Genomic DNA, 16,945 nt, shown 5'->3' on the forward strand with positions numbered 1-16,945 from the left:
GCCGCCCTAGCTCCTGTAGCCCGGATCGGCGCGGTCGAGCTGGCGCATGAGGGCCGGCCACTCGCGCTCGCCGGGCACGAGGATGTCGCCCTGAAGCTCCCAGAACTGGCGGGCGGCCTTCTCGCACACCTCGTGGGGCGGCAGCACCAGCTTGATGCCGGAGGCGCAGGCCGCCTGCATGTCGAGCTGGATGCGCGCGGCGCGCTCGAAATAATAGAGCAGCATGAACGCCTCGCCCGGCGTGCGGCCGATGGTGAGGATGCCGTGGTTGCGCATCAGCATCACCTTGTGCGGGCCGAGGTCGGCAACAAGGCGCGCCTGTTCGTCCAGGTCGATGGCGACGCCCTCGTAATCGTGGAACGCCTGCCGCCGGTAGAAGCGCATGGCGAACTGGCTCAGCGGCAGCAGCCCCTCCTCCTGCCCGGAGACGGCGACGCTGGCATCGGAATGGGTGTGGAGCACGCAGGCCGCGTCGTGTCCGGTCTTGTGGATCGCGGCATGGATGACGAAGGCGGCGCGGTTGATGTCGTACGGGCTGTCGTCGAGCTTTCGGCCGTCGATGTCGATCTTTACGAGGCTCGACGCGGTGATCTCCTCGAACAGCAGGCCGTAGGGGTTGAGCAGGAACTGGCCCTCATGCCCCGGCACGCGCAGGGAGATGTGGTTGTAGATGAGGTCGTCCATCCCGAGCCTGGCCACCATGCGGTAGCAGGCGGCGAGCTTGACGCGCGCGTCCCATTCGGCGGCGTCCATGGCGTGCGGCTTGAAGGCGGGGGCGGGGGGCATCAGGCGGCTCCCGGGGCGAGGAAGGATTTCATGGCCTCCTCCTCGATGGCTTCGAGGAGGGTGCGCTTCAGGCGGATGAATTCGGGGGAGATGACGATCTCGGCCGGGCGGGGGCGCGGCAGGTCCACTTTCTGCTCCAGCTTCACCTTGCCGGGGCGGGCGCTCATCACCAGCACCCGGTCGCCGAGGAACAGGGCCTCGTCCACGTCGTGGGTGATGAACAGGATGGTGCGCCGGTTCTTCTGCCACACGTCGAGCAGCCAGCGCTGCATCATGGTGCGGGTGAGGGCATCCAGCGCCCCGAACGGCTCGTCCAGCAGCATCAGGTCGCGCTTGAACAGGAAGGTGCGCATCAGCGCCACGCGCTGGCGCATGCCGCCGGAGAGCTGGTGGGGATATTGCTGGCCGAAGCCGGCGAGGCCGAACTCGGGCAGCATCTTCTCCGCCTGAGCGCGGGCTTCCCGGCGCGGGGTGCCCTCCACCTCCATGGCGAGGATGGCGTTGTCGATCACCGTGCGCCAGGGCAGGAGCAGGTCGCGCTGGGGCATGAAGGAGACGCGGCCGAGCAGGTCGGCGGCGTGCACGCTCTTGCCCTCGAAGCGCATGGCGCTGCCCGGGTCCGGCTCCTCCAGCCCGGCGACGATGTTGAAGAGCGTGCTCTTGCCGCAGCCGGAGGGGCCGACCACGGTGACGAACTCGCCTTCCTCCACGGTGGCGGAAAAGCCGTCGAGGGCGGTGACCGCTCCGAACGTCTTGGTGAGGCCGGAGAGGTCGAGAAGGCCCCGGGTCGCCGCGGGAGCGGCATCGTCGCGAGCGAGGCTGGCTGCGCCGGGATGAGCGGGTGCAACGGGCAAACGCGCCCCTTTCCTTTTTGTATAATGCAGGCGCCACGGCGCATGCGGGAGTGCGGTCGTCATGCTTCCGTTCCTGCAATCGACGTGCCACACTGCCCATTCCAGGCCGGGGCTGCGTGCGCCAGATGTACCGGTCGGAGCATGATAGCGCTGGCTTGCGGATTGCAAAGCAAATGCGGAGGAGGCCGGGGCCTCCCTCAATGTATACTAATTTTGATTTTAGGAATGCAAATGGCCGATATCAGTGCACAAGGAGGCAGCAGCTGCCTGCCGATTGATCAGAATGGCCGCGGCGGGCCGGGCGGCGCGACCCTCGCGGATCGCATCCGCCGCGAGCTGGAAGCCGCCATTGCCTCCGGCACGCTGGAGCCCGGGAGCCGGCTGGACGAGCAGGAGATCGCCGTGAAGTTCGGCGTTTCGCGCACCCCGGTGCGCGAGGCGTTCCGGCTGCTCGCGGCCAATCACCTGGTGGAGCTGCGCGGCCGCCAGGGGGCGGTGGTGCGCAGCATTTCCGCCCATGCGCTGATCGAGATGTTCCAGGTGATGGCGGAGCTGGAGGGCTTGTGCGCAAGGCTCGCCGCGCGGCGCGCAAGCGCGGCCCAGCTCGCCCGGATCGAGGCGATTCACGCGCGTCTGGAAGAGGTTGCCGCCACCGGCGACATCGACCTGTTCTATGATGTGAACCAGGACTTCCACGAAGCCGTCTACGAGGCCTCCGCCAACGGCTTCCTCGCCGACCAGACCCGCCGCCTGCGCAACCAGGTGGCCGCCTATCGCCGCCGCGTCACCCACCGCCCGAGCCGGATTTCCAAGACCTTGAAGGAACATGGCGCCGTCATCGCCGCCATGCGCGCACATGATGACGAGGCGGCGCAGACCGCCATGCGCGATCACGTGAACCTCCTGGGCGACGACCTCCTGGACTTCCTCGCCGCCTATGGCTGAGAGGGCTTGCGTTCTTGGTATGCAGATTGCATGAGTTTGTATATCTAATCCGACCCCCGGAGATGCAAACTTGAACCTCGACCTCACGAACAAGACCGCCCTCATCACCGGCGCCTCCAAGGGCATCGGCCTTGCGGTGGCCCGCGTGCTGGCCGCCGAAGGCTGCCACCTGCATCTGGCCGCGCGCAACGGCGAGGCCCTCGCGAGCGCCAAGGCGGAGCTGGAGGCGGCCCATGGCGTGACGGTGGCCATCTATCCGGTGGACCTGTCCTCGACCGCGGCCATGGAGCAACTGGTGGCCGACGCGGGCGACGTGGACATCCTCGTCAACAATGCCGGCGACATCCCCGCCGGCTCGCTGGACGTGGTGGACGACGCCGCCTGGCGCCGGGGCTTCGACCTGAAGGTCTTCGGCTACATCACCCTGTCGCGCGCCTATTACGGGCGCATGCGCGGCAAGGACGGGGTCATCATCAACGTCATCGGCAATTCCGGCGAGAACTGGGACGCGAGCTACATCGCCGGCTCCACCGGCAATGCCGCGCTCATGAGCTTCACCAAGGCGCTGGGCGGCGCGAGCCTGAACGAGGGCGTGCGCGTGGTGGGGGTCAATCCCGGCCCGGTGGCCACCGATCGCATGCTGAAGATCATGAAGCGCAAGGCCATCGACATGCTCGGCGCGGAAGAGCGCTGGGAGGAATTGTTCGAGAAGTATCCCGGCAAGCGCCCCGCCACCGCCGAGGAAGTGGCCGACCTCGTCGCCTTCCTCGCCTCGCCGCGCGCCGGCTACATCACCGGCACGAACGTGACCATCGACGGCGGCATCTCTGCCCGCGGCTCGGTCATCTGACGCGTTTTCCATCCGGCGCCCGCGGCCCCGCGGGCACCGGAGGACGCCCCTTTTCCAAGGACCCCTTCATGTCCGCTGCCCGGCTGCGCAATCGCTATTTCGACGAGCTGTTCAACAACCCCCGCCTCATGTGGCTGGGGCAGAACACCAACCACATTCCCGCTCATCCGGCGGTGGAGGAGGCCATGGTCGCCTCCATCCGCGCCCACGAGTTCAACGCCTATGCCCCGCCCATGGGCTTCGAGGCCCTGCGCGCCGCCATCGTCGCCGACCTCGGCACGCCGGGGGCGGAGGCGCTGGTGACCGAGGGCGGCGTCAACGCCCTGGCCCTGGTCTGCCGCGCGTATTGCCGGCCGGGCACCACCTTCGTCACCACCGACCCGACCTGGAAGTGGCCGTGCCTGTTCGCCACCCAGATGGGCGCGCAGGTGATCGAGATCCCCATCTACGATCCGGCGGTGAACTACCGCCTCACCCCGCAGGCGCTGAAGGCCCACGTGGATGAGCGCACCGCCGTCATCTACCTCGTGGACCCCAACAACCCGCTCGGTATCCGCTACACCCGCGAGGAGATCGAGGCGTTCTGCGCCATCGCCCGCGACTGCGGCGCGCTGCTGGTGCACGACTGCACCTACCGCGATTTCGCCGACGGGCATTATCCCGCCTTGCTGGCGGCGCCGGAGGGGGCGCTGGTGTCGCTCTCCTTCTCCAAGTGGCTGGGGCTTGCCGGCCTGCGCATCGGCGCGCTGGTGGGCGCGCCGGGGCTTTTGGACGAATGCGCGGCGCGCGCCACCTCGGTGCTCGGCGCCAGCGTCGTCGCCCAGCGGGCGGCGCAGGCCGGGCTGAAGGTGAAGGGCGAGTGGATGGGCACTGTCCGCGCCATCGACCGCGCCAACAAGGAGAAGATCCGCGTCGCCGCCCAGGCCATCGAGGGATTGAGCCTGCCGGTCTACCCCTCCCACGGCAACTTCCTGGTCATCGAGACTGAGGCCGCCGGCATCCGCCCCGAGGCACTGGTGGAGGCCGCCCGCCGCAAGGACATCATGATCCGCCAGGGCACCTACCACACCGCCCGCTTCGGCGATCGCTTCATCAAGGTGTCCACCTCGGTGCCGCCGGACTGGGCCGACCGCTTCGTCGAGCTTCTGCCGGCGCTGGTGGCCGAGGCGCGCACGCTGAACGACGTGCCCGCCCAGTTCTGAAGTCGGGTGTATTGCGGACCGTCATCCCCCCGGTTTTCAGCCGTCATGCCCCGGCTTGTCTGGGGCATCCACCGGGCCGCTCCGTGGATCCCCGGACAAGCCGGGGGGTGGCGATGCGAGTGAAATCGAAAGTGCAGGCCAAACGCCAATTCGTCACAGCTTCAGGACCATTGCCATGACCTATGCCGACCTCACCGCCACCCACGCCGTCGCCGCCAAGGATGGCGTGCGCCTGTACGTGGAGGAGGCGGGGCAGGGCACGCCCATCCTCTTCATCCACGAGTTCGGCGGCAACCATGCGAGCTGGGAGCCGCAGATGCGGTTCTTCGCCCGTCGCCACCGCTGCATCACCTACGCCGCGCGCGGCTACGCCCCCTCCGACATCCCCACCGACGTGGAGGCCTATTCCCAGGCCATCGCGGCGGACGACGCGGTGGCGGTGCTGGATGCCCTCGGCATCGAGAAGGCCCATGTGGTCGGCCTCTCCATGGGCGGCTTCTGCACCGTGCATTTCGGGCTGAGGACCCCCGAGCGCGCCCTCTCGCTCACCGTCGCCGGCGCGGGGTATGGTTGCGAGAAGGTGTTCGAGGACTATTTCCGCGGCGTCTCGCTCCAGGTGGCGGAGAATTTCGAGAAGATCGGCGCCCGGGAATTCTCCAGGATCTATGCGCTGGGCGCGAGCCGGGTGCAGTTCGAGACCAAGGATCCGCGCGGCTGGCGCGAGTTCGCCGACCGCCTTGCCACCCATTCGGACACCGGCGCGGCCCTCACCATGCGCGGCGTGCAGGCGCGCCGGCCGTCCTTCTGGGACCTGGAGGAGGAGCTGAAGGCGATGGCCGTCCCCACCCTCGTCATGGTGGGCGACGAGGACGACCACTGCCTGCAGCCCGGCATCTTCCTGAAGAAGACCATCCCCGCCTGCGGCCTCTCGGTGTTCCCCAAGGCCGGGCACACGCTGAACCTGGAGGAGCCGGCCCTGTTCAACGCCCAGCTCGCCGAGTTCATCGCCCAGGTGGAGGCCGGAAAGTGGCTGCCGCGCGACCCGCGCGCCAGTCCCGGCCAGATCATGCGCACCGCATGAGGAACGATGGCCGCGCGCCGGGGCATGATGCATGCATGCGGCGGGTCCGCACGCGATGTGCCGAACGTTGCGCCAGCGGCACGGTGGGGATGCCCGGCACACGGCCGGGCAAATGGCGGGGCGTGACGGTGGTGCGAGAAGAAGGCGCATGTTCCCATGGTTGACACACACCTGCCCCGCATCGATCCCGATCGCCTCTGGCGCCGGCTCATGGCGCTGGCGGAGATCGGCGCCCTGTCCGGGGGCGGCGTCGACCGGCAGGCGCTGAGCGAGGGCGAGATCGACGCCTGGCGGCTCGTCGTCGGCTGGGCGGAGTCGGAGGGGCTGGAGCCGTCCTGCGATGCCGCCGGCAACCTGTTCCTGACCCTTCCGGGGGCGGACCGGACCCTCCCGCCGGTGATCGCCGGCAGCCACCTCGACACCCAGCCCACCGGCGGAAAATATGACGGCGCCGCCGGCGTGCTGGCCGCTTTCGAGGCGGCCGTGACCCTGAAGGCCGCGGGCCTGCCGCGCCGGCGCGACCTGGCGGTGGTAGCCTGGATGAACGAGGAGGGCTCGCGCTTCGCCCCCGGCATGATGGGCTCGGAGGTCTTTGCCGGCGTGCGCGGCCTCGACGACATCCGCGCGGTGAAGGACGCGCGGGGCGTGAGCGTCGCCTCTGCCCTCGACGCGCTCCACGCCGCCTTCCCCGAGCTGGCGCCCCGGCCGCCGGGCTTTCCGGCCGCGGCCTATCTCGAACTGCACATCGAGCAGGGGCCGCTGCTGGAAGCGGCCGGCAGGGTCGTCGGCGTGGTCACCGGCATCCAGGGCAAGAAGACCTGGGAGGTGGTGCTGGAGGGCACGCCGGGCCATGCCGGTACCCTGCCCATGGCGGAGCGGCGCGATGCGCTGGCCGCCTTCACCCGCATGGCGCACCGGCTCTATCCCGAGATCGGCGGGCATGACGGGGCCGTGATGTTCACCATCGGCCGGCTGATGGTGGAGCCCAACGCCCCCTCGGTGGTGCCGGCGCGCGTCACCTTCCGCGTCGACCTGCGGCACCCGCGCGGCGCCGACCTCGACCGTCTCGGGGAGCGCTTCGAGGCCATCTGCGCCGCCGAGGCGGCGCCCTGCGGCCTCACCCTCACCCGCCTCGTGGACGCGCCGCCCAACGATTTCGATGCCGGCCTGATGGCCCGCATCGCCGCCGCCGCCACCCGGCGCGGCGTGGCGTCCATGCCCATCCTGTCGGCCGCCGGGCACGATGCGCGCCATCTGGCCAAGGTGTGCCCGAGCGCCATGATCTTCATTCCCTGCCGCGACGGCGTCTCCCACGCCGAGAACGAACATGCCGAGCCCGCCCACCTCGCCGCCGGCACCCAGGTGCTGGCCGACGCGCTCGCCGGGCTCCTCGCCGCCCAGGACCTCGCCACGCTGGACCTTGCCGCCCAGGACCTTGCCGCCCAGGAGCTCGCACCATGAGCAACGCCGCCGCCAAAGCCTTCGCAAAGCCCGACATGGCCGACCTGCCGGCCCAGCTCGCCGCCGCCCCGGCCTCCGCGGCCGAGGCGCGGGCGCGGTTCTTCAATTCCGGCAACGCCTTCAACATCAAGCTGCCGCCGGTGCCGGGCGGCCTGTTCACGGCTGAGCCGGCGCGGGCGCTGTTGGCCGATGCGTCCACCGGCTTCATCGCCTGCGACCAGTCGGCGGCCCTCGGCTGCGCCTTCCCCGCCACGACCCCGCTGATGCTCGCCCGCTACGCGGTGGTGGCGCCGGGCGGGCGGCTGGCGGTGGATTTTTGCGCCACCGGCTCCATCTGGTACGTCATCGCCGGGGCGGGGCAGGCCGATTGCGCCGGCGAGCGCCTCGCCTTCGGCCCGGGCGACGTGTTGCTGCTGCCCGGCGCGCCGGCGGAGATCCGCGCCGGCGCCGGCCGGGTGGTGCTGTGGGTGGTCACCAACGAGCCGCAGCTCGCCCTCGACGGCGACCTGCCGCCCGACGCCGCGCACCGCCCGGTGGCGCCGGTGCATTATCCCGCCGCCGAGATCGCCCGGCAGGTGGAGATCATCTACGACCACGCGCAGAACGCCGAGACCTCCGGTATCGCGCTGATCTTCTCCTGCGACACCCAGGCGGCGGCGCGCAACATCCTGCCCAGCCTGACCCTGTCGCTGAACACGCTGCCGGCGGGCGAGCACCAGCGGGCGCACCGGCACAATTCGGCGGCCATCACCCTGGTGGTGCAGGGGGAGGGCTGCCATTCCCTCGTGGACGGCGCGCGCTGCCCCTGGTCGCCGTGGGCGACGCTGGTGACGCCGCCCGGCGCCCCCCATTCCCACCACAATGGGGGCGGGGAACGGGCGCTGTTCCTCATCGTGCAGGACGGCGGGCTGCACTACCACGCCCGCACCATGGGCTTTTCCTTCCTGGCGTGAGCCGGCGCGCCGGCCTGTCCTTCCGGCACGTCGCGGAGCTGGCGCAGAATCAGGCAGAATGGAACGCGGCGGGCACCGCGCGCCATCTTCGTACGCTTTCCAAGGGGCGGGAATGCTGCCTGTGTCACGCTTGGCCGGACCGATCCGGCATCTGATGTTCGCCTGCGCCCTTGCCCTGGCGGCGTCGGCAGGGTCCCTCGCGCTGGCGGCGGGACAGGTGGCGGATCCGCTGCCTTCGTGGAACGAGGGGCCGCGCAAGGCCGCCATCCTCGCCTTCGTCAGGGCCACCACCGATCCGGCGGGGCCGGACTTCGTGCCGCCCTCCGACCGCATCGCCACTTTCGACCAGGACGGCACGCTCTGGGTGGAGAAGCCGGTCTACACCGAGGTGGCCTTCGCCGCGAGCCGGGTGCACGACCTCGCCGGGGGCAATCCGGGCCTGCATGTGGAGGAGCCCTTCCGCACCGCCATCGCCGGCGACGAGGCGGCGATGGGCCGGATGTCCTACGAGCAGCTCAAGCAGATCGTGCTCATGGCCATGACCGGCCTGCCGGTGGACCAGTTCCGCGCCGAGGTGGCGCGCTGGATCGCCACGTCGAAGAACCCGGTCCTCAACCGCCCGCGCACCGCGCTCGCCTACGCGCCCATGAAGGAGGTGCTGGCCTATTTCAGGGCCAACGGCTTCCGCACCTACATCGTCACCGGCGGCGGCCAGGACTTCGTGCGCACCTATTCCGAGCAGGTCTACGGCATCCCGCCCGAGCAGGTGGTGGGCACGGCGGATGCGGTGAATTTCGGCTACGACGCCTCCGGCAGCCCGGTGCTGACGCTGGAGCCCAGCCTGCTGCTGGAGGACATCTTCGGCGGCAAGCCGGAGGGCATCCACCTGGTCATCGGCAAGCGGCCCCAGGCCGCGTTCGGCAATTCCACCGGCGACCGCCAGATGCTGGAATATGCCAGGGCCGGCACCGGCGCGCGGCTGGCCATGCTGGTGCTCCACGACGACGCGGTGCGCGAGTTCGCCTACGGCCCCGCCCTCGGGCTGCCCGCCTCGGAGGTGGGGACCTTCACCCAGGGCCTTTATGACGAGGCGAAGGCCAAAGGCTGGCACGTCATCAGCATGAAGGACGACTGGAGGCGCGTCTTCGCCTTCGAGCCGCCGGCGCGGTAGCCGGCCGCCGCAGCACCGATTGCCGCATGAAAGACCGCCCCCGTCCTGCGTTTGGGGGATGCGGGGGGCGGCCGGACCGGTGAAATATGCCCCCGCGCTGCACGAGACCTCCCGGGCCGCGCCGGCCGGGCCGCCTATCCCCCGCAATGGCGGCCCGGCCGGGTTTTTTCAAAGCCGGGCCGGCGCTATGCGCCCGGCCGCTCCTCGTCTAAAACCTCGTATCCAAGGACGCGCCGGCGCGAGACCCTGCTTGCGCGTGCGCCCCTGCCGCGCGGGCCCTGTGCCGCGTGCGCCGGCGAGGCGGGGAGACCACCGTGCGGGACGAATGGGCGCGCATCATGGGGCGGTGGGCGCCCGGCCTTGCGGCCCTCCTCGCCTATCGGCGGGTCGATCTGGGCCCCGACCTCAGGGCCGGGCTCGCGGTGGCGGCGGTCGCCATCCCGGTGGGCATCGCCTATTCCGAGCTGGCGGGCTTCCGGCCGGAGGTGGGGCTTTATTCCTGCGTTTTCCCGCTGCTGGCCTATGCCGTCTTCGGCTCCTCGCGCCAGCTCGTGCTGGGGCCGGATGCGGCGACCTGCGCGGTCATCGCCTCGGCCGTGGCGCCGCTGGCGGCGGGGGATGCCAGCGCCTATGCGGCACTCTCCGCCCAGCTGGCGCTGCTCACCGGCCTCATCTGCATCCTCGCCCGCTTCCTCCGCCTCGGCGTGATGGCGGACTTCCTGTCGAAGCCGATCCTGGTGGGGTTCCTGAACGGCATCGCCATCACCATCATCCTCGGCCAGCTCGGCAAGATCACCGCCATCGAGGCCCATGGCGCCCACCCGGTGCGCGCCGTCCTCGACCTCGCTTTGCGCCTCGGCGAGGCGCATCCGCCGACCCTGCTGGTGGCGCTCGGGGCGTTCGGCCTGATGCTGGCGGGCGGGCGCTGGCTGCCCGCCTTTCCGGCCGCGGTCCTCGCCATGGGCGGATGCGCGCTGGCGGTGTTCCTGCTCGGGCTGGACCTCAAGGGGGTGAAGACCCTGGGGATCGTGCCGGCGGGCCTGCCCGGCATCAGCGCCGTCCATCTCGATCCCGACGCCCTGCTGGGGCTGCTGCCGGCGGCGGGGGGCCTTGCCCTGGTGAGCTTCACCAGCATGATGCTCACCTCGCGCTCCTTCGCCTCGAAGAACGGCTACGAAGTGGATCCGGACAAGGATTTCGCCGCGCTGGGGGCCGCCAACGTGGTCTCGGCCCTGACCCACGGCTTCGCCGTCAGCGGGGCGGATTCGCGCACCGCCATGGCGGACGCGGCCGGCGGGCGCACCCATGCGACCGCCCTGTTCGCGGCGCTGGCGGTGGCGCTGGTGCTGGTCTTCCTCACCGCGCCGCTCCGCTACGTGCCCACGGCGGCGCTGGGGGCGGTGCTGGTGATGGCCGGCCTCTCCCTCGTGGACCTCTCCACCCTGCGCCTCATCTGGCGGGCCGACCGGACCGAGGCGGCCATCTCCATTCTGGCGACGCTGGGCGTGATGGGGCTGGGGGCAACGCAGGGCATCCTCGTCGCCGTGGTGCTGGCGCTGCTGCGCTTCGTGCGCCTCACCGCGCGGCCCCGGGTGGAAGTCCTCGGCCGGGTCGCCGGCATGCCGGGCTTCCACGCTTTGTCGCGGCACCAGAGTGCCACCGCGCCGGAGGGCCTCGTCATCTTCCGCTTCAACGGCCCGCTGGTCTTCTTCAATGCCGGGCACTTCCGCCATGCCCTGCTCGACGCCACCCGCGGCACGCCGCCGCCCTCAGCCGTCATCCTCGACCTTCTGCCGGTAACCGAGGTGGACGTGACCGGGCTGTTCGCCCTGAAGGAGCTGGCGGTCCTCCTTGACCGGCGCGGCACCCGCCTCGTGGGCGCCGGCCGCCAGACGGAGTGGCGCAACTGGATGACGCAGCGCGGGTTCAATCCGGACGCCTTCCAGATCTACCCCACCCTGCGGCACGCAGTGAAGGGGCTGGCCGAGCCGGTTTCGCCCCCTGCCGAGGGGCCGGATGGGGCTGATACGAAAGCGTCATGATTTTGGGGATTGATTTGCGTCATGGAAGACGAGAGCTTCTCGCAGCCATAGGAGTAAGATGAAAGCCGGATAAGCATACCCTGGTCGCGGATTTCATCTTCAATTCCGGCGTGGGGCGCCCTGTGCGGGGCCATCATCCGGCTGGACGACAGGAGCCTTGATGCCCGCCTCGATTGCCGCCCGGCCCGAGCAACCCCGCCACGACAAATACGACCGCCTGATCGCCGCGGCCCAGAGCCTGCCGAGGCTGCGCGTGGCCGTCGTGCATCCGTGCGATGCCGCTTCCCTGGGCGCGGCGCTGGAAGCGGCGGAGCTGGGCCTCATCGAGCCCATCCTTGTCGGCCCCCCGGCCAAGATCGCCACCGCGGCCGCCGCGGCGAAGCTCGACATCTCCGCGGTGCGGCAGGTGAACGCCGCCCACAGCCACGATGCCGCCGAGAAGGCGGTGGCGCTGGTGCGCTGCGGCGAGGCGGACGCCTTGATGAAGGGGGCCCTGCATACGGACGAGCTCATGAGCGCCGTGGTGGCGCGCGACACCGGCCTGCGCACCGCCCGCCGCATCAGCCACTGTTTCGTCATGGACGTGCCGTCGCATCCCGAGGCGCTGATCATCACCGACGCCGCGATCAACATCGCCCCGTCGCTGGAAGACAAGTGCCACATCGTCCAGAACGCCATCGACTTGGCCCACGCGCTGAAGTTCGAGGAGCCGCGTGTGGCCATCCTCTCGGCCATGGAGACGGTGAACCCGTCGGTTCCCTCCACCATCGAGGCGGCGGCCCTGTGCAAGATGGCCGATCGCGGCCAGATCACCGGCGGCATCGTCGACGGGCCGCTCGCCCTCGACAACGCCATCGACCTCGGCTCCGCCGCCATCAAGCACATCCGCTCGCCCGTGGCCGGCCGCGCCAACATCCTGGTGGTGCCGGACCTGGAGGCCGGCAACATGCTGGCCAAAAGCCTCACCTTCCTCGCCGGCGCGGATGCGGCCGGCATCGTGGTCGGGGCACGGGTGCCGATCATCCTCACCAGCCGGGCGGATTCCAAGACCACGCGGCTCGCCTCCTGCGCCGTTGCCTCGCTGCTCGCCGACGCCCAGCGGGCGGCGGCGAAAGCGGTGGAGGTCTGAGCATGGCCAAGGTCCATCTCGTCCTCAACGCCGGCTCCTCCTCCCTCAAGTTCCAGGTGTTCCTGGATGACGGGGCGGACGTGCCCAACCGCCTCTATCGCGGCCTGTTCGAGGGCTGGGCACCAATCCCCACTTCAAGGTGAAGGATCACGACGGCGCGGTCGCCGGCGAGGCGCGCTGGGCGGACGACGGCGCCTTCGGCTTCGAGGAGGCGCTGGCGCACCTGTCCGACTGGCTCGGCGCCCATCGCGGCGGCCACCAGCTGGCGGCGGTGGGCCACCGGGTGGTGCATGGCGGGCCGAACTATACCCATGCGGTGCGCCTGACGCCGGAGATCATCACCGAGCTGGACAGGCTTTCCCCGCTGGCGCCGCTGCACCAGCCGCGCAGCCTGGAGCCCATCCGCATCATCGCCCGGCGGGTGCCGGGCCTGCCGCAGGTGGCGGCCTTCGATACCGCCTTCCACCGCACCCAGCCCGAGATCGCCCAGCTCTTCGCCATCCCCCAGTCGCTGACCGATGCGGGGGTGAAGCGCTACGGCTTCCACGGCCTGTCCTACGCCTACCTCGCCACCCAGTTCCCGCATGTGGACGCGCGCCTCGCCCACGGCAAGGTGGTGGCGGCGCACCTCGGCTCCGGGGCCAGCCTGTGCGGCTACGAGGCCGCGCGCAGCGTCGTCACCACCATGGGCTTCTCGGCCATCGACGGCCTGGTGATGGGCACGCGCTGCGGCACCATCGACCCGGGCGTGGTGTTCTACCTCCAGCGCGAGCTGGGCATGAGCGCGGCCGAGGCCGAGCACTTCCTCTACACCAAGTGCGGCCTGCTCGGCGTCTCCGGCATCTCCAACGACATGCGCGAGCTGCGCGAGAAGGCGGAGGCGGAGCCGGGGGCGCAGCGCGCCATCGACCTTTTCGTCTACCGCATCAACCGGGAGTTCGGCTCGCTGGTGGCGGGGCTGGGCGGCATCGACGCTTTGGTCTTCACCGCCGGCATCGGCGAGAACGACCCCGCCACCCGCGCCGAGGTGCTGGAGGCGGTGCGCTGGGCCGGCTTCGAGCTGGACCCGGAGGCCAACCGCGCGGGGGCAACCCGCATCACCCGTGGCAGCGGCCCGCAGGCCTTTGTCATCCCCACCGACGAGGAATGGACCATCGTCCGCGAGATGCGGGCGGTGCTGGCGCAGGACCGGCAGGCGGCCGGAGCGGACTAGAGGAAAGCACGCGCCTTCGAGCGGAGCGGGCCCCGTTCCGCCTGAGGAAGGCAGGTCAGGCCAACCAGCCGGAGCGGTTTCGCCGGTTCATGCCGAGCCAAGGCGCCCGAAGGAGCAAGCCATGCACCCGTTGGACATGATGAAGGTCTACGGCCGGGTCGCGGAAATCTACCGGCTGCGCCTCGGCGAGGCCGTTTCCGCCTACGGGGAGGCCATGCGCGGCGCCGCCGGCACCTTCGCCGCCGCCGCCCGCCCGCAGGAGCCCGCCGCCGCCTGGCGCGACGCCGTCTCCTACTGGTCCGACGCCGCCCAGCGCAACCTCATCTTCTGGGACACCCTGCGCCAGCGCGGCAACAACTGGATCGCCCACGAGAAGGCCGGCAAGCCGCCGCTGCTCGCCTTTAACTACGAGATCATCGCCGACGCGCGCACCTTCGCCCGGCCGGCCAACTACGCCCTGGTGCAGATCACGCCGCCGGACGGGGTGACCCTGGACCCGGACAAGCGGCCCTTCCTCATCATCGATCCGCGCGCCGGCCACGGGCCGGGGATCGGCGGGTTCAAGAAGGATTCGGAGGTCGGCTTCGCGCTCAAGGCGGGGCATGCGGTCTACATGGTCATCTTCTTCCCCGATCCGGTGCCGGGGCAGACGCTGGCCGACGTGTCGCTGGCCGAGGCGGACTTCCTGCGCATCGTGCGCGAGCGCCATCCCACCCGCGGCAAGCCGGTGGTGATGGGCAACTGCCAGGGCGGCTGGGCGGCCATGCTGGTGGCGGCCCTCGACCCGGACAACGTGGGTTCCATCGTGATGAACGGCGCGCCCATGTCCTACTGGGCCGGCAACGACGCCGAGAACCCCATGCGCTATGCCGGCGGCGTGCTCGGCGGCTCGTGGACCGCGCTGCTCGCCTCCGACCTCGGTGGCGGGGTGTTCGACGGCGCCTACCTGGTGGACAATTTCGAGTACCTGAACCCCGGCAACACCTTTTTCAGCAAGTATTACAACCTGTATTCCCGCATCGACAGCGAGCCCGACCGCTTCCTCGAGTTCGAGCGCTGGTGGGGCGGCTACTTCCTGATGAACCGGGCCGAGATCAAGTGGATCGTGGAGAACCTGTTCGTCGGCAACAAGCTCGCCAGCGGCCACGCGGAATGGGCGCCGGGCAAGACCTTTGACCTGAAGGCGGTCCACGCGCCGATCATCGTCTTCGCCTCGCTGGGCGACAACATCACCCCGCCGCAGCAGGCCATCAACTGGGTGGCGGACATCTACCCCACCACCCAGGCGCTGAAGGATGCCGGGCAGGTGGTGGTGGGCCTGATGCACGACAGCGTCGGCCATCTCGGCATCTTCGTCTCCGGCGCCATCGCGCGGCGCGAGCATTCGCAGATCGTCGACCTCCTCGAATACGTGGAGGCGCTGCCCCCCGGCCTCTACGGCATGACCATCGAGGAGGACCACTCCGGCGGCGAGGTGAAGTACGACGTCACCCTCACCGAGTGGCGCGTGGAGGACCTTGCCGCGCTGCAGAAATACGATCGGCGGGACGAGATCCCGTTCGAGGTGGTGGCCAACGTCTCGCAGACCGTCTCGCAGGCCTACGAGAGCCTGGTGCATCCGCTGCTGTCGGCGGTGGTGACGCCGGAAATGGGGCGCGGCCTGCGCGCGGTGCATCCGCTGCGGGCGGCGCGCTGGGGCCTGTCGGACCTCAATCCCTTCCTGCTCCACCTCGCGCCCATCGCCGATTTCGCCCGCAGCCAGCGCACCCCGCGCAACGAGAACGGGCCGCTGGTGGCGGCCGAGCAGTTCGGCGCCAAGGCGATCACCGCCGGGTGGGACCTCTACCGGCAATTGCGCGACGCCACGGTGGAGACGGAGTTCTTCCGCCTCTACGGCACCCTCGCCATGGCCGACCCGGACCTTACCGCCCCGTCCACCCCCGCCATCGTCGAGCAGGCGCCGGCGGAAGTGGCGGCGGCGCTCGCCTCGATCCGCGCGGGCGGTTTCACCGAGGCCGCGGTGCGGGTGGCGCTGCTCGCCCAGAAGCGCGGCGGCGGCCAGCGCCGGCTCTCCACCCTGAAGCAGATCCGCGAGCTGGTGGGCCACGAGGTGGGGCTTCTCGCCCTGCCGGCGGACGCGGCGCAGGCGGTGATCCGGCGGCAGGCGATCATCGTCGACCGCGCGCCGGACGAGGCCTTCGCCACCCTGCCACTTCTGCTGAAGACGCCGCAGGAACGCTCGCGCTTCCTCGCCCTGGTGGACCGGCTGATGGCGCACATCGCGTTCGGCCCGGACATCACCGCCTTCGTCGGCGAGGTGCGCGGCCTGATCGCCGGGGCGACCCAGTCGTCGCCGGACGGCCGCGTGATACCGTTTCCCTCTTATGTGGCGGGGCAGGGCGCATGACCAGCCAGGCCATGACCGGAGCCGAGATGGACCTCCTCGGCTCCGCGCTGAAGGGCAAGCGCGCTTTGGTGCTGGGCATCGCTAATGAACACTCCATCGCTTATGGCTGCGCCCGCATCATGCGCCGGCTCGGGGCCGAGCTGGCGGTGACCTATCTCAACGAGAAGGCGAGGCCCCATGTGGAGCCGCTCGCCGAGGCGCTCGGCGCCGGCATCTTCGCTCCCTGCGACGTGAGCCGGGAGGGCGAGCTGGACGCCGTCTTCGCCCGCATCGAAAAGGAGTGGGGCGGCCTCGACGTGGCGCTGCACTCCATCGCCTTCGCGCCGAAGGAGGACCTGCAGGGCCGGCTGGTGGATTCCTCCGCCGAGGGGTTCAAGCTGGCCATGGACATCTCCTGCCACTCCTTCATCCGCATGGCGCGCCTCGCCGAGCCGCTGATGGGGTCGGGCGGGACGCTGATGGCCATGAGCTATCACGGCGCCGACAAGGTGGTGCCCAACTACAACCTCATGGGTCCGGTGAAGGCGGCGCTGGAAAGCGCCGTGCGCTACCTCGCCTACGAGCTCGGGCCGAAGGACATCCGCGTCCATGCCGTCTCGCCCGGCCCGCTGAAGACCCGCGCGGCCTCCGGACTGAAGGACTTCGACGTGCTGCTGTCGGAAGCCACCCAGCGCGCGCCCATCGGCGAACTGGTGGACATCGACGACGTGGGCCTCACCACCGCCTTCCTCGCCACCCCCTTCGCCCGGCGCCTCACCGGGATGACCGTCTATGTGGACGGGGGCCTCTCGATCATGGCGTGAGGCGGACGTCCCGGCGGCGGGCGGTGCTTTCACAAGCGGGGCAATTGA

The 16,945-nt window shown here is 70.3% G+C and carries 13 protein-coding genes and 1 pseudogene; 12 read left to right on the top strand and 2 right to left on the bottom strand.

Translation table 11 applies throughout. The annotated features are described in order from the left end of the window. Positions 1 to 6 precede the first annotated feature (6 nt). Both EZH22_RS15680 and EZH22_RS15685 read right to left on the bottom strand, forming a co-directional pair. Positions 7 to 786: a class II aldolase/adducin family protein gene (locus EZH22_RS15680; RefSeq protein WP_231710987.1), complete on the bottom strand. Its 780-nt coding sequence runs from the start codon at positions 784 to 786 to the stop codon at positions 7 to 9. Then, a complete protein-coding gene (locus EZH22_RS15685) occupies positions 786 to 1,640 on the bottom strand; it encodes an ABC transporter ATP-binding protein (protein ID WP_231710988.1) in 855 nt (284 codons plus the stop codon). The genes EZH22_RS15680 and EZH22_RS15685 overlap by 1 nt, the downstream gene beginning before the upstream one ends. A gap of 231 nt (positions 1,641 to 1,871) precedes the next feature. On the opposite strand from EZH22_RS15685, the gene EZH22_RS15690 reads away from it, so the two are divergent. From EZH22_RS15690 to fabI, 12 genes and pseudogenes are all read left to right on the top strand, one after another. After that, complete coding sequence (locus tag EZH22_RS15690) at positions 1,872 to 2,585, top strand: GntR family transcriptional regulator (RefSeq protein ID WP_231710989.1); 714 nt, start codon at positions 1,872 to 1,874, stop codon at positions 2,583 to 2,585. A 70-nt stretch (positions 2,586 to 2,655) separates the two neighbouring features. Beyond that, positions 2,656 to 3,435 (top strand): SDR family oxidoreductase, encoded by a 780-nt coding sequence (locus tag EZH22_RS15695; protein ID WP_203191495.1) that lies wholly within the window; start codon positions 2,656 to 2,658, stop codon positions 3,433 to 3,435. A gap of 68 nt (positions 3,436 to 3,503) precedes the next feature. Further along, positions 3,504 to 4,637 (top strand): pyridoxal phosphate-dependent aminotransferase, encoded by a 1,134-nt coding sequence (locus EZH22_RS15700; protein WP_203191496.1) that lies wholly within the window; start codon positions 3,504 to 3,506, stop codon positions 4,635 to 4,637. 175 nt (positions 4,638 to 4,812) lie between these two features. Next, positions 4,813 to 5,718, top strand: coding sequence for an alpha/beta fold hydrolase (locus EZH22_RS15705; protein WP_203191497.1), 906 nt, complete (start codon positions 4,813 to 4,815; stop codon positions 5,716 to 5,718). A 156-nt stretch (positions 5,719 to 5,874) separates the two neighbouring features. Further along, the gene (locus tag EZH22_RS15710; protein ID WP_203191498.1) at positions 5,875 to 7,179 is read left to right on the top strand and encodes a Zn-dependent hydrolase; all 1,305 of its coding nucleotides are present in this window, start codon (positions 5,875 to 5,877) and stop codon (positions 7,177 to 7,179) included. Then, positions 7,176 to 8,132, top strand: a complete 957-nt coding sequence (locus EZH22_RS15715) for a cupin domain-containing protein (protein ID WP_203191499.1) — start codon at positions 7,176 to 7,178, stop codon at positions 8,130 to 8,132. Before EZH22_RS15710 ends, EZH22_RS15715 begins: the two co-directional genes overlap by 4 nt. Before the next feature lie 112 nt (positions 8,133 to 8,244). Beyond that, complete coding sequence (locus tag EZH22_RS15720) at positions 8,245 to 9,303, top strand: HAD family hydrolase (RefSeq protein WP_203191500.1); 1,059 nt, start codon at positions 8,245 to 8,247, stop codon at positions 9,301 to 9,303. Between the two features lie 314 nt (positions 9,304 to 9,617). Beyond that, positions 9,618 to 11,345 carry a SulP family inorganic anion transporter gene (locus EZH22_RS15725; protein WP_231710990.1) on the top strand — a complete coding sequence of 576 codons (1,728 nt, stop codon included), beginning with the start codon at positions 9,618 to 9,620 and terminating at the stop codon, positions 11,343 to 11,345. A gap of 160 nt (positions 11,346 to 11,505) precedes the next feature. Further along, positions 11,506 to 12,474: a phosphate acetyltransferase gene (locus EZH22_RS15730; protein ID WP_203191501.1), complete on the top strand. Its 969-nt coding sequence runs from the start codon at positions 11,506 to 11,508 to the stop codon at positions 12,472 to 12,474. 2 nt (positions 12,475 to 12,476) lie between these two features. Then, positions 12,477 to 13,687, top strand: a pseudogene (locus EZH22_RS15735) (acetate/propionate family kinase). Positions 13,688 to 13,808: 121 nt separating this feature from the next. Next, positions 13,809 to 16,094: a DUF3141 domain-containing protein gene (locus EZH22_RS15740; RefSeq protein WP_203191502.1), complete on the top strand. Its 2,286-nt coding sequence runs from the start codon at positions 13,809 to 13,811 to the stop codon at positions 16,092 to 16,094. Beyond that, positions 16,091 to 16,897 carry an enoyl-ACP reductase FabI gene (fabI, locus tag EZH22_RS15745; protein ID WP_231710991.1) on the top strand — a complete coding sequence of 269 codons (807 nt, stop codon included), beginning with the start codon at positions 16,091 to 16,093 and terminating at the stop codon, positions 16,895 to 16,897. Before EZH22_RS15740 ends, fabI begins: the two co-directional genes overlap by 4 nt. Positions 16,898 to 16,945: the final 48 nt, after the last annotated feature.

The sequence above is a fragment of the Xanthobacter dioxanivorans genome (genome assembly GCF_016807805.1).
Taxonomy (GTDB): Bacteria; Pseudomonadota; Alphaproteobacteria; order Rhizobiales; family Xanthobacteraceae; genus Xanthobacter; species Xanthobacter dioxanivorans.